We start from the raw sequence: 12,513 nt of genomic DNA on the forward strand, positions 1-12,513 counted from the left end.
GCGGTTAGTTCACGGGCCAATAACAACGGTAAAAGTGAAAGGTTTGCGCCTTGCGGCCGCGGAAGGTGGCCGTGTGGAAATCCACCGGCGTGCACTCGACGTTGTCTAAGTATACAGGCTTTGGCACCTCCGATTTGTGCGGCCTGACCATGAGCCCGCGATCGCCGGGGCCAAAGTGGCCAAACCACTGGCTGTATTGCGATTGCTTAGCTTTCACATCGCGCACCGGGGCCGGGCGGGCGTACCAGGCGATGGGTTCGGCATAGTGCCAGTTGTACACCAGTAGCGAGGGTTCAGTGTGGTAGCCGGGCTCTTGCTCGTTGGCCCATTGTTGGCGCAGTTGTTCGGCGGCCAGTGCGGCACTCTGCCAGCCAATCACCTTGCGCAGCGGGTGTTTGTAATCCTCAAAGGGGATAAACGGCAGCGCCAGTACGGCGGCTATTACCAACCCCAACAGGCTGCCCCACACATAGCTGGCCACCCGTAACCATCGCCTGTGCCAGTGATGCAGCAAAACGTAGGCAGCAGCGGGCACCAGGGCAAGCCAGGCCAGGTAGGTCCAGTGCGGTGAGGTGCGCCCAGAGCCCGCCTGCAGGGCAAACAACACCAGTGCCGGCAATGCCCAGCTCAGGCACAGGGCGTGGGCCCGCCAGGCAAGGTCGCGACGCAGGGCAAAGAGCAGCAGTATGAACGGCGAATATACGCCCAGCTGGGTGGCCAGGGCCTGGCCCAAGGCCGCGCCAGACCAGCCATCGTGGTCGCCTTCTTGGTAGTCTGCCTGAAAGTGAAAGCTGAGCCAGTCGTGCTGGTAGTTCCAGATAACCACAGGGCTCACCAGTGCCACCGCCAGTGCGCCTGCCACCCAGGGCTTGGGCGAAAGCAGCCAGCGCGCCCCACGGCCACCCAGCCACAGGGCAATGGGAAGCGAGATCACCAGGCAAATGGCGGTGTATTTACTGAGCCCGGCCAGGCCCAGGCACGCGCCAAGGCCAAGCCAGGCCGCCCAGGTGTCTTCTTCCAGCAGGTGTAGCAGCGCCCAAAAGGCCAGGCAGGCAAACAGTGCCAAGGGCAGATCGGGCGCGGCGGCAAACACAATATGGCTGATGGGCATCAGCTGCACAAGCCAGGCCACGGCCACGCCAATGCGGGCCTCGCCCGGGTAGAGCCGCTGGGCAATGGCCACCAGGGTGTATTGGGTGGCGAGCGTCAGGGCGATGGGCATCAGGCGCAGGGCGAAATCGCTGCTGTTTACGAGTTGTATCAGCCCTTGCAGCCAGCCCATCAGCGGCGGGTGATCTACGTAGCTCAGCTGCAGGTAATAGCCATAGAGGGCGTAGTGGGATTCAAACAGGGTAAGCGGTAACAGTGCGCCCAGTAATAAGTGCAGCGCGGCTGCGCCCAAAAGTACGCGGTGAACATGGGTGGAGAAGCCAGCCACAGAATTGCCCCCAAAAGGCTAGATGCTACCAGCCCTGTACCGCCCAGCTCAATTGATAACCGCAGCACAGTTAAATGCCATTCATGCCATTAATTGGCTATATGGGCTGATTGATTGTTCCCCCGCCACAGGGCCTAAGGTAGAGTTTCACCCTAGGACAAAATAACCACAATTAAAAAATATGCAGGATGCGCGGCGTAACGCCGGTGACTAACGTTATGGACACCCACATCAGGTTGTTGTTTGTCGATTCCGAACAGGTTGAATACCTGTTGATTGGCAGCTTGTTGTCTGAAATTTTCCACACCGCCTACGAAATCACATGGCTTGCCCAGCTAGACCTTGCCCTGCCCGAAATACTTTCAGATAACTACGATGTGATTCTGATGAACTACCAATGGGGCGAGCACACCGCCAAAGACCTCATTAAAGCGGCCCGCCACCAGGGCGCCAAAGCGCCAATTTTGGTAATGACCGATGAAATGGAAGCCGATGTAGACCGCGAGGCCCTGAGCGTGGGCGCGGCCGACTACCTCATCAAGGGCAAGATTGACGCCCAGCTGCTGGAGCGCACCATGCGCTACGCCATAGAGCGCAAGGCCAACGAAACCCGGTTGTCTGAATTGGCCCACTACGACCCGCTCACAGGTGTTAGCAACCGCGCCCTGTTTAAAGATCGCCTGCACCACGCGGTAGATTTGGCGCGCCGGGGCGGCCACACCTTCACCCTTATGTACCTGGATCTGGACGGCTTCAAGCCCGTGAACGATTGCTATGGTCACGACGTGGGTGATCTGCTCATCAAACAGGCCGCCCAGCGATTGCAGGAGTGCGTGCGCACCAGCGATACCGTGGCGCGCGTGGGCGGTGATGAATTTGTACTGCTGCTAGACGACATGCGCTCCAGCACCGATATGGCGCATTTGGCGGGCAAGGTAATTGAAGCGCTGGCCAGCCCCTTTGAAATTAACGGCATGGAAATTACCGTAGGCTGCAGCCTGGGCATTGCGCCCTACCGCAGTGGCGCCCTGGCCGACGACATACAGCGCCAGGCCGACATGGCCATGTACCGCGCCAAGCAGGCCAACGGCAATCAATACTGCTTTTATGCCGAGAGTATGGACGAAGACGCCCGCCGGCAAATTGCCATAGAGCACGAGCTGCGGCGCGGGCTTGGCCGCGGCGAAATGGCCGTTTACTACCAACCCAGGCTCGATACCATCACCGGCGAAATATGCGCCTTAGAGGCCCTGGTGCGCTGGCGCCACCCTGCCCGGGGCCTACTTGCGCCCAGCGAATTTCTGGATGTGGCCGAAAGCAGCGGTTTAATTGTTGATATGGGCTACCAGGTACTGGCGCAGGTGTGCCAAGACGCCCACGCGCTGGCCAAGGCGGGCCTGGCCGAAACCCCGCTGTGCTTAAACCTCTCGCTGCGCCAACTGCGCGATGAGCGGCTGGTAGATGCGCTGATCCAGCAGCTCGATGCCGCGGGCATTCGCGGCTCGCGGCTTGAGTTTGAAGTGTCGGAGGCCTGCTTGATGAAAGAGCCGCGGGCGGTGGGTGAAGCCATGGGCTTGCTGTCAGTTACCGGGGCAAGCTTTGCGCTGGACGACTTCGGCTCGGCCATGTCGTCTTTGCCCGTTATTCAGCAGCTGCCCTTTGAGCGGCTGAAAATAGACCCGCAACTGGTGGCGGGCGTTGCAACAGATCGAGCCAAGCACGCACTGGTGATGGCCGTGGTGCAGCTGGCGCACAGTTTAAAGCTCAGTACCGTGGCCGAAGGCGTGGAAACCGGCGACCAGCTACGCCGCCTGCGCGAATTGGGCTGCGATGAAGTGCAAGGCTTCTGGCTGTGCGCACCCAAGCCCCTGGCCGAAATTCTTACCCACCTGCAGCAGGCACAAGCGCAACTGGATGCCTGAGGCGCGGCGGCCTGTTTCACCTTCAAACCCCACGGCTTAAATAGCCTTGTTTAAATAATCAGCGGCCTGTCTAGCCGGCGGTAGCCCAGTGCTTCGCTCAAGTGGGCATCGCTTAAAGAGGCTTGGCCCTCCAGATCTGCCAAGGTGCGCGCTACCCGCAGCACCCGGTGCCAGGCCCGGATAGACAGCCCCAGTTTATCCATCGCCTGGGCCAGAAAATTGTGCTGCTGCTCGGTGAGTGTGCAGTGTGCCTCCAACTCTTTCACACTTAACGCCTGATTGGGCTTGCCTTGGCGCGCGTTGGCAATGTGGCGGGCCTGGGCCACCCGCCGCGCCACGGCGGCACTGGCCTCCTCCTGGCTTTCACCGCGCAGCTGTTCCGGGCTGATGGCGCGCACTGGCACGTGCATGTCGATTCTGTCTAGCAGTGGGCCACTCAGGCGGCTGCGGTAGCGGCGAATTTGATCGGGCGAGCAGCGGCACCGGCTGCGGCTTTCGCCAAAGTAGCCGCACGGGCAGGGGTTCATGGCGGCGATCAGCTGAAACTGGCAAGGGAAGTTGGCCTGCGCCTGGGCGCGGGCAATGCGCACCTCGCCGTGCTCTATGGGTTCGCGCAGCACTTCCAGTACCGGCCGCGCGAATTCCGGCAGCTCGTCTAGAAACAGCACGCCCCGGTGCGCCAATGAAATTTCGCCGGGCTTGGGTTGCGAGCCGCCGCCCACCAGCGCCGGTGCCGAGGCCGTGTGATGGGGGTGGCGAAACGGCCGCTGGCCCCAGTTAAACGGCGCCCCGGCCACCGAGTGCACCAGTGCTACATCCAGCGCTTCCTCGGCACTCAGTGGTGGCAGCAAGCCTGTGAGCCTGCTGGCCAGCAGGGTTTTGCCAGTGCCCGGCGGGCCGAAAAACAGCACATTGTGCTGTCCGGCGGCGGCCACTTCGAGCGCGCGGCGCGCCTGGGGCTGGCCGCGTACATCGCGTAAGTCGTGTAGATCTGTAGCCGGCTGTGCGGGCGCGGCCACGGCACGGGCCAAGGGTGCACGGCCCTGCAGGTGGGCGCACACCTGCAGCAGGTTATCGGCCACCAACGCCTTGGCGGGGGCGTAAATGGCGGCCTCTGCGCCGTTGGCGCGCGCCACTATCAATTGCCGGCCGGCGCGATGGCAGGCAATGGCGGCGGGCAGGCAGGCGGTGACGCCACGCAGCTCGCCCGATAGTGCAAGCTCCCCCATGCATTCCAGGCCCGCCAGCGACTGCGGCGGTATTTGGCCCGAGGCCGCCAGAATGCCAAGGGCAATGGGTAGATCGAAGCGGCCACCGTCTTTCGGCAAATCTGCCGGTGCCAGATTAATAGTGATGCGCCGGCTCGGGAACTCGAAGTGGCTGTTGATGAGCGCGCTGCGCACGCGGTCTTTGCTTTCTTTTACGGCGGTTTCCGGCAGCCCCACAATGGCCAGGCCCGGTAGGCCGTTTGACAGGTGCACTTCAACGGCCACAGGTGGTGCATCAATACCGGTGCGGCCCCGTGAATGAACGATGGCGAGAGACATAGACACTCCTTTGTCTGTGTTTTCTTCCGTGTGGGCGAATCAGGGGTTTGTGTTCGCCTTTTGCAGTTGTTCGAGTTCGCGTTGCAGTTGTTCCAGTTTAGCGCGCGTGCGCGCAAGCACCGCTGTTTGTGCATCAAACTCTTCGCGGCTCACCAGATTAAAGCGCGTCATCAGCGCATTCAACAATGCGCGGGTTTCGCTTGCCCCATCGGGTGCCTGCCTGCCCAGCAGCTGTTTGAACTCGCTTAGTAAATCGTTGGGTGACATTGTGTGTTTCCTCTAAACGCCCGGAGAGTGTACCCGTTTCTGACCTATTTTGGGGCCGTGAATCGCAGCTGGCGGGGGATATTGCCGCCAGTGCCTGCCTGTGGTGCGCTGCAACAAATGTGTGCACCAATTTAAAGCAATTCTATTTGGCACCTCCTTGCTCTTTTGGCGCGTGGGTGCCTGATTCCCCATTAAGTATTTGTTTTGGTTATAAAAAGTGAAAGTTGGCAAGGGTTTTGTATAAGGCCTCTTACCGGAAAACGGCTAGCCCGATAATTCACATCAATAAGTGCGGGTTAAAAAAAAATATTCCTGAGGAGGAAAACATGAAATTGGTTGCTAAGTCTCTCATCGCATCAGCCGTACTGGCTGCTTCAAGCTTTGCCGCACCTACTTTTGCCGCTGACGTTAGCGCAAACCTGGGGTTCAACTCTGAATACTACTACCGCGGTATTTTGCAGAAGGCCTCTTCTGCCAACGGCGGATTCGACGTTGAAGCGGGCGGTTTCTACGCAGGTGTTTGGGGTGCCGATGTTGGCGAAGGTTTGGAAATCGACCTGTACGGTGGTTACACATTCGAAGCCACTGAAGATTTGTCTTTCACCGTGGGCTTTACCGATTACGAGTACACAGGTGAGTTCGACACCTTCTACCGCGAAATCAACCTGGGCCTGGATTATAAATTCCTGAGCGTAGGCTACTCAGACGGCGTGCAAGGTGTAGACGGTGACGACGACAACAAATACGGCTTCCTGGAAGTCACCCTGTCCCACAACGGTTTCTACGGCACTTATGGCACCTACAGCAAAGATGCTGAAGGTAACTACTTCGAGTTCGGTTACGGCGCCACTGTAAGCGATATCGATCTGGGTGCCGCAATTATTCTGAGCAGCGAAGAGCTGAGCGATCAAGTTGACGAAGACGGCGATGCCACCAGCAGCCAGGCTTTTGTTTTCTCAATCAGCAAAACCTTCGACCTTTAATTTAAAACTGCGCGCCCGTCGTCCGGCGGGCGCTTTCCCCTTGAGGAGTGAAAGCGATGAAACTGATTACCGCCGTAATCAAGCCATTCAAGTTGGACGCCGTGCGCGAAGCGCTGTCTGAAAACGGTGTCCAGGGTATTACCGTCACCGAAGTAAAAGGTTTTGGCCGCCAGAAGGGCCACACAGAGCTCTACCGTGGCGCTGAATACGTGGTGGATTTCTTGCCAAAAACCAAAGTGGAAGTTGCCGTGGGTGATGCCCAGGTAGACACCATTGTTGAAGCCATTACCAAAGCGGCCAACAGCGGCAAAATTGGTGACGGCAAAATTTTCGTGTCGCCTCTTGAGCAGGTGATTCGCATTCGTACCGGCGAGACCGGCGAAGAAGCACTGTAAAAAAACATATTAATTATCAGCTCTGCGGAGACTCTCATGGAAAACGATATTTTTCAGCTCCAGTACGCCCTGGACACCTTCTACTTTTTGGTGTGCGGCGCGCTGGTAATGTGGATGGCAGCAGGTTTCGCCATGCTGGAAGCGGGCCTTGTCCGCTCTAAAAACACCACCGAAATTCTTACCAAAAACGTGGCCCTGTTTGCCATTTCCTGCACCATGTACATGGTGTGTGGCTATGCGTTGATGTACGGCGGCGACTACCTGCTTTCCGGCATTGCCGGCAATGGCGTTGAAGGCGCTGAAGAGCCTGCTACCTACGCACCTTCGGCAGATTTCTTCTTCCAGGTAGTGTTTGTGGCTACTGCCATGTCTATTGTTTCAGGTGCCGTTGCCGAGCGCATGAAGCTGTGGGCCTTCCTGGCCTTTGCCGTAGTGATGACCGGCTTCATCTACCCAATGGAAGGTAGCTGGACCTGGGGCGGCGAAGCCGTATTTGGCCTGTACACCTTGGGCGACCTTGGCTTTCTGGATTTTGCAGGCTCTGGCATTGTGCACATGGCCGGTGCGGCTGCGGCATTGTCTGGCGTATTGCTGCTGGGTGCCCGTAAAGGCAAATACACCGCCGACGGCAAAGCTGTTGCTATCCCCGGTGCCAACCTGCCGCTGGCAACGCTCGGTACCTTCATTCTGTGGATGGGCTGGTTTGGTTTTAACGGTGGCTCTGTATTGGCCACCGCCTCTGTCGACAGCGCCAACAGCGTGGCCGTTGTGTTCATGAACACCAATGCCGCCGCCGCCGGTGGTTTGATTGGCGCCCTGATTCTGGCCCAGATCCTGTTTGGCAAAGCCGACCTGACCATGGCACTTAATGGTGCACTGGCGGGCCTGGTGGCCATTACCGCAGGCCCGGACACGCCGTCTGCGCTGGAAGCCACCCTCATTGGCGCCATCGGTGGCCTGTTGGTAGTCGGTTCCATCGTGACCCTCGACAAACTGAAAATTGACGACCCGGTAGGTGCCATTTCTGTGCACGGTGTGGTTGGCTTGTTCGGTTTGCTGGTAGTGCCTTACACCAATGGCGATGCCAAGCTCACTGGCCAAATCATTGGCGCCTTAACCATCTTCGGTTGGGTATTCATCACCAGCGGCGTGGTGTGGTTTGTGCTCAAGATGCTCATTGGCATCCGCGTTTCAGAAGAAGACGAGTACAACGGTGTGGATCTTTCCGAGTGTGGTATGGAAGCCTACCCGGAGTTCACCACCAAGTAATTGAATTGGCGCAGCCTCGTGCTGCGCAACGTTTAAAAAAGATCCGGCTATAATCGGTGTGCAAACACGATGAGGCCGGATCTTTTTTTTGCACGATTTTTGTGCAGCCAATGGCGCGCGCTCATGCAACGGCCTAAAAAGATCTGCCCGGCAGATGATTTTGTTGCCCTGAGGGTGTAATGTTCGGCCTCACCACCGATTGTGAGCCAATAAGGACACCGAGATGAAGTTGATTACCGCAGTCATTAAACCTTTCAAACTCGATGACGTACGCACCGCGTTGTCTGAAGTGGGCGTGCAGGGCATGACCGTCACCGAGGTCAAGGGCTTTGGTCGTCAGAAGGGCCACACAGAGCTCTACCGCGGTGCCGAATACGTGGTGGATTTTTTACCGAAAGTAAAACTTGAGCTGGCCGTTGATGACGGCATGGTTGAGCAGGCCGTAGAAGCCATCACCAAAGCGGCACACACCGGCAAAATTGGCGACGGTAAAATCTTCATTACCCCGCTGGAAGAAATTATTCGCATCCGCACCGGCGAAACCGGCGCCGAAGCCGTTTAAGGCCGCTGCACCTCAGTTACAGATTGCAGGGGCAGAGCTGCCAAATAACCAAGCGGCGCGCCTGCCCTGCCCACACCCTTTGCCACTTCCGCCAAACCCAGGTGTTCGCCCTGATGGTGGCGATTGTGCGCCTGTAAATAATCACGCCAGGCGTGATCTAGCAAGCTGTCTTTCAGTGCCTGGCCCAATTGCACCAGGCGCAGGAAATGCAGGCAGTCTGCCGGCGTTTGTAGCTGGCTTTCATCCACAATAATCAGTTGCCCAAAGCGCTGTTTGAGCGCTTGTACCCACACGCCATCACCCATTGCCAATACCTCGCCCTCGGGCCCGTAGAGTGGGCTCGTGCCGGCGCCACAGCTGGGCGAGCGGGCTTTCAAAATGGCGCCAACCGGAGGCTCTGCCTCAAAGGCCTGTGCCTGTGCATGGGTGTGGCCTATTAACCCCTCGGCCAGCGCCTGGGCCTCAATGCGTGCAGCCGCATCCAGTGCCTCGGGCGCGGCCAGCGCCAGGGTTTGGCCGTAAGGCCCCTGGCGGCGCTCAATGGGTGGCCTGGGTACACCAAGGCCTGCGGCCATTTCCGGGCACCAGAGTACCGGCCGGGCGGCTTGCCACAAATGCACGGCCAGTTGTGGTTGGTGCTTGTGGCCGCCGTCGTAGCGCACCTTGTCGCCTGCCAGGCACTGGCTTACCAGCAGGCGTGGTGCGGTCACAACAATGGGGGCGAGGTTGGTCACAGCAAATAACCCGAGGTTTTCAAATATTCACCCATGCTTACGAATTGGACTAAAAAAAACAATGGAAAATTTCCATGCCCGGCCGATTTGAACTATATGTAGTGAGACGAATGCGCGGGTATGCAGTTATGGGGGGAGCCAGGCTTCCCCGTCGCGAGCGCCGGTTGCAGCGCCAGAGGGTGAGGTGAATTTTCGTTACTTGCGCTTTATTAACACTTTAAGTTACCTCTGGTAACAGTGGGCAGTGAACCGGAATTAACTATAGAAAAAATTCTAATCACACCTCTTGCGCAACGTGAAAAAACGGATTAAAAATCGCATTCAAGGCGCAATCCAAAGCCTGCGTTTACGGCCCGCGCACTACCGCAGCGGGTGGTATGCAAAAGTTTGGTTTTTGTTTTGATATTTACTCTGTGTAGGTAGCACACAATGGCATCAAAAAGCCCCATTAAAAAGCAGACAAAAAAATCCAAAGTGGTCGATGAGCCACTCGAGCAGGAAGACGTCATGGATGCCGCCGCGGATTCTGACGACGATGACGAAGATGATACCCGCTCATCAGCGGCGGCCAGCTTCGACAGCGATGACGACGATGACAGCGCCGCGAGCGACGATCACCTGGTAGATTACTCGGTGCGTTCGCGCGAGGCCACCCGGGCTGCGTTGAACGCGCAAATAGAAGAGTTTCTGGCTAGAGGTGGCAAGATTAACCACGTGGATAACAACGTAACGGCAGATCCACCCAAAAAACCCACCAGCAACTACGGCTCTCGCCCGATTTAATCGCTAATATTTAACCAGAAAAAAGCCCACGCTAGCGTGGGCTTTTTATTTTCACGATAGATTGCCATCCATTAAAGGCGCTTGTTTTTACCTTTGCTGGCCTGGGCAAACAGCGCAGCCATTGTGCCCTGCTCGGTTTTGGCAGGTGCTGCGTTGCGGTTGTGGGTTTTGGCACTGCGCGCGGGTTTTGCGCCGCTCACTTTTTCGCCAGGCTGATCATCCATGCGCATGGAAAGGGCGATGCGCTTGCGTGGAATGTCTACCTCCATCACCTTCACTTTTACAATGTCGCCGGCTTTCACAACTTCGCGCGGGTCTTTAACAAAGGTGTTAGACAGCGCAGAAATATGTACCAGGCCGTCTTGGTGTACGCCCACATCCACAAAGGCACCGAAGTTGGTAACGTTGGTGACTGTGCCTTCCAAAATCATACCCGGCTCAAGATCTTTGATTTCTTCTACGCCGTCGGTAAATTGCGCGGTTTTGAATTCCGGGCGCGGATCGCGGCCGGGTTTATCCAGCTCTTTTAAGATGTCGGTAATGGTGGGCAGGCCGAAAGTTTCATCCACATAATCCTTGGCGTTTACCGAGCGCAAAAATTGCGTATCGCCAATGATGCCTTTCAAGTTGCGTTCATTGCTGCCGGCAATGCGTTCTACCACCGCGTAGGATTCCGGGTGCACGCCCGAGGCATCGAGCGGGTTTTCCCCGTCGCGAATGCGTAAAAAGCCCGCCGCCTGCTCAAAGGTTTTCTCACCCAGGCGCGGCACTTTCTTCAGTTGGTCGCGGCTTTTGAAGGCGCCGTTGTTGTCGCGAAACTCCACAATGTTGTTGGCCAGGGTGCTGTTTAAACCCGATACCCGGGCCAGCAAGGCGCTGGACGCAGTGTTCACTTCTACGCCCACGGCGTTTACACAGTCTTCTACTACGGCATCAAGTGAGCGGGCCAGCTGCACCTGGGATACATCGTGTTGGTACTGGCCCACACCAATGGATTTCGGGTCAATTTTCACGAGTTCCGCCAGCGGATCTTGCAGGCGGCGGGCAATGGAAATGGCGCCGCGAATGGTTACATCCAAATCGGGGAATTCTTTGGCGGCAAACTCCGAGGCCGAATAGACAGAGGCGCCGGCCTCGTTGACCATTACTTTCTGGGCCTTGATGTCTTTGTGGGCTTTGAGTACATCACCCACAAACTTATCGGTTTCCCGCGAGGCGGTGCCGTTGCCGATGGCAATTAAACCCACGTCGTATTTTTTGCACAGGGCAACCAGCATGGCCTCTGCTTCGCGCACGCGATTTTGCGGTGGGGTGGGGAACATAGCGCCGTGATCAAGCACCTTGCCGGTGGCATCTACCACGGCCACTTTTACACCGGTGCGCAGGCCCGGGTCTAGCCCGATGGTGGCTTTTTGGCCGGCCGGTGCAGCCAGCAATAAATCTTTCAGGTTGCTGGCAAAAACTGTAATCGCGCCCTCTTCTGCGCGCTCACGCACTTCGTTGAATAGATCGGTTTCCAGGTGCGTCAGAAGCTTTACCCGCCAGGTCCAGCGCACGCATTCGGCCAGCCACTTGTCGGCAGCGCGGCCTAAATCCTTGATGCTCCAATGCTGGGCCACCATGGGTTCGCAGGGGTGTGAAAGGCGGTTGGCTTCTTCATCGCCCACGGTCATTGAGAGCGTGATAATGCCTTCGTTGCGGGCGCGAAAGAGCGCAAGCGCGCGGTGCGAGGGAATGTCTTTCAGCGATTCCGAGTGCTCAAAGTAATCGCGGAACTTTGCGCCTTCGTCTTCTTTGCCTTCAATAACCTTGGCGGTGATGCAGGCTTCCTGTTTCAGGAAGTCGCGCAGCTTGCCCAGCAGTTGCGCATCTTCTGAAAAGCGCTCCATAAGAATTTGTTTGGCGCCGTCGAGAGCGGCTTTGGTATCTTCAATTTTGTGCTCGGCATTGAAGTACTTGGCGGCTTCGGCTTCTGGCAGAAGCGCGGGGTTTTCAAGCAGCGCATCGGCCAGCGGCTCAAGGCCTGCCTCACGCGCAATCATGGCCTTGGTGCGGCGCTTGGGTTTGTAGGGCAGATACAAATCTTCCAGCGTGGTTTTGGTATCGGCACCGGTAATTTGGGCGGCTAACTCGTCGGTGAGCTTGCCCTGCTCTTCAATGCTTTTCAAAATGGTTGCACGACGATCTTCCAGCTCGCGCAGGTAGCGCAGGCGGTCTTCCAGGTTGCGCATCTGGGTATCGTCCAGCCCGCCGGTCACTTCTTTGCGGTAGCGGGAAATAAAGGGCACAGTGGCACCTTCATCCAAGAGCGCCACAGCGGCGGCTACCTGGGCCTCGTTTACGGACAATTCTTCTGCAATACGCAGGGCGATGCTTTTCATGCAAACCTCTATTCTGCTCTTATACCCAATCAGCTCAGTGTGCAGACGCTGCGCGCCGGCTGGCGCATTATGCGCAAATGGGGCGTCAAAAACAGCCTTGTATTTGCCGGTAATCTGTGACGAAGGGAACAAACCCGGCCGCTGGCCGGTCTGGGTTGGGTGAAGTTGCGTAAAGTCATGTGAATCAGGGGTCGGGGCTGCTTACAATCGGCCCATACACCCTTCTCAGGAG

11 protein-coding genes are annotated in these 12,513 nt (G+C 57.5%); 6 read left to right on the forward strand and 5 right to left on the reverse strand.

From position 1 onward, the window contains the following. Positions 1–4: 4 nt before the first annotated feature. Positions 5–1,438, reverse strand: coding sequence for a glycosyltransferase family 39 protein (locus tag L1F30_RS00635; RefSeq protein ID WP_253358261.1), 1,434 nt, complete (start codon positions 1,436–1,438; stop codon positions 5–7). A gap of 218 nt (positions 1,439–1,656) precedes the next feature. Between L1F30_RS00635 and L1F30_RS00640 the strand changes: the two genes are divergently transcribed. Further along, positions 1,657–3,360: a bifunctional diguanylate cyclase/phosphodiesterase gene (locus tag L1F30_RS00640; RefSeq protein ID WP_253358262.1), complete on the forward strand. Its 1,704-nt coding sequence runs from the start codon at positions 1,657–1,659 to the stop codon at positions 3,358–3,360. Between the two features lie 50 nt (positions 3,361–3,410). Here the strand turns inward: L1F30_RS00640 and L1F30_RS00645 are convergent, their stop codons facing one another. Both L1F30_RS00645 and L1F30_RS00650 read right to left on the reverse strand, forming a co-directional pair. Next, positions 3,411–4,907 carry a YifB family Mg chelatase-like AAA ATPase gene (locus L1F30_RS00645; RefSeq protein WP_253358263.1) on the reverse strand — a complete coding sequence of 499 codons (1,497 nt, stop codon included), beginning with the start codon at positions 4,905–4,907 and terminating at the stop codon, positions 3,411–3,413. A gap of 39 nt (positions 4,908–4,946) precedes the next feature. After that, positions 4,947–5,174 (reverse strand): accessory factor UbiK family protein, encoded by a 228-nt coding sequence (locus L1F30_RS00650; RefSeq protein ID WP_253358264.1) that lies wholly within the window; start codon positions 5,172–5,174, stop codon positions 4,947–4,949. Positions 5,175–5,500: 326 nt separating this feature from the next. On the opposite strand from L1F30_RS00650, the gene L1F30_RS00655 reads away from it, so the two are divergent. The 4 genes from L1F30_RS00655 to L1F30_RS00670 all read left to right on the forward strand — a co-directional run bounded on the left by L1F30_RS00655 (position 5,501) and on the right by L1F30_RS00670 (position 8,383). Further along, the gene (locus L1F30_RS00655; protein ID WP_253358265.1) at positions 5,501–6,157 is read left to right on the forward strand and encodes a TorF family putative porin; all 657 of its coding nucleotides are present in this window, start codon (positions 5,501–5,503) and stop codon (positions 6,155–6,157) included. 56 nt (positions 6,158–6,213) lie between these two features. Beyond that, positions 6,214–6,552 carry a P-II family nitrogen regulator gene (locus L1F30_RS00660; protein ID WP_253358266.1) on the forward strand — a complete coding sequence of 113 codons (339 nt, stop codon included), beginning with the start codon at positions 6,214–6,216 and terminating at the stop codon, positions 6,550–6,552. Positions 6,553–6,588: 36 nt separating this feature from the next. Further along, positions 6,589–7,821, forward strand: coding sequence for an ammonium transporter (locus tag L1F30_RS00665; RefSeq protein WP_253358267.1), 1,233 nt, complete (start codon positions 6,589–6,591; stop codon positions 7,819–7,821). Between the two features lie 223 nt (positions 7,822–8,044). Beyond that, positions 8,045–8,383 (forward strand): P-II family nitrogen regulator, encoded by a 339-nt coding sequence (locus tag L1F30_RS00670; RefSeq protein ID WP_253358268.1) that lies wholly within the window; start codon positions 8,045–8,047, stop codon positions 8,381–8,383. Here the strand turns inward: L1F30_RS00670 and L1F30_RS00675 are convergent. Then, on the reverse strand, positions 8,380–9,117 hold the full coding sequence (locus tag L1F30_RS00675) for a DUF523 domain-containing protein (protein WP_253358269.1): 738 nt from the start codon (positions 9,115–9,117) through the stop codon (positions 8,380–8,382). The two genes, L1F30_RS00670 and L1F30_RS00675, sit on opposite strands and share 4 nt — an antisense overlap. Before the next feature lie 429 nt (positions 9,118–9,546). Here L1F30_RS00675 and L1F30_RS00680 point away from each other — a divergent pair, with 429 nt between their 5' ends. Continuing rightward, positions 9,547–9,900 carry a hypothetical protein gene (locus L1F30_RS00680; RefSeq protein ID WP_253358270.1) on the forward strand — a complete coding sequence of 118 codons (354 nt, stop codon included), beginning with the start codon at positions 9,547–9,549 and terminating at the stop codon, positions 9,898–9,900. Between the two features lie 71 nt (positions 9,901–9,971). Here L1F30_RS00680 and L1F30_RS00685 read toward each other — a convergent pair whose 3' ends face one another. After that, entirely contained in the window at positions 9,972–12,281 is a 2,310-nt protein-coding gene (locus L1F30_RS00685) for a Tex family protein (protein ID WP_253358271.1), read from the reverse strand. Positions 12,282–12,513 lie beyond the last annotated feature (232 nt).

It is taken from the genome of Simiduia sp. 21SJ11W-1, from assembly GCF_024138675.1.
Lineage (GTDB): Bacteria > Pseudomonadota > Gammaproteobacteria > Pseudomonadales > Cellvibrionaceae > Simiduia.

Excerpts from the sequence above, each read along its gene's own strand:
- L1F30_RS00650 (WP_253358264.1), bottom strand. The coding sequence starts at position 5,174 with ATGTCACCCAACGATTTACTAAGCGAGTTCAAACAGCTGCTGGGCAGG.
- L1F30_RS00680 (WP_253358270.1), top strand. The coding sequence starts at position 9,547 with ATGGCATCAAAAAGCCCCATTAAAAAGCAGACAAAAAAATCCAAAGTG.
- L1F30_RS00655 (WP_253358265.1), top strand. The coding sequence starts at position 5,501 with ATGAAATTGGTTGCTAAGTCTCTCATCGCATCAGCCGTACTGGCTGCT.
- L1F30_RS00640 (WP_253358262.1), top strand. The coding sequence starts at position 1,657 with ATGGACACCCACATCAGGTTGTTGTTTGTCGATTCCGAACAGGTTGAA.
- L1F30_RS00660 (WP_253358266.1), top strand. The coding sequence starts at position 6,214 with ATGAAACTGATTACCGCCGTAATCAAGCCATTCAAGTTGGACGCCGTG.
- L1F30_RS00670 (WP_253358268.1), top strand. The coding sequence starts at position 8,045 with ATGAAGTTGATTACCGCAGTCATTAAACCTTTCAAACTCGATGACGTA.
- L1F30_RS00685 (WP_253358271.1), bottom strand. The coding sequence starts at position 12,281 with ATGAAAAGCATCGCCCTGCGTATTGCAGAAGAATTGTCCGTAAACGAG.
- L1F30_RS00645 (WP_253358263.1), bottom strand. The coding sequence starts at position 4,907 with ATGTCTCTCGCCATCGTTCATTCACGGGGCCGCACCGGTATTGATGCA.
- L1F30_RS00665 (WP_253358267.1), top strand. The coding sequence starts at position 6,589 with ATGGAAAACGATATTTTTCAGCTCCAGTACGCCCTGGACACCTTCTAC.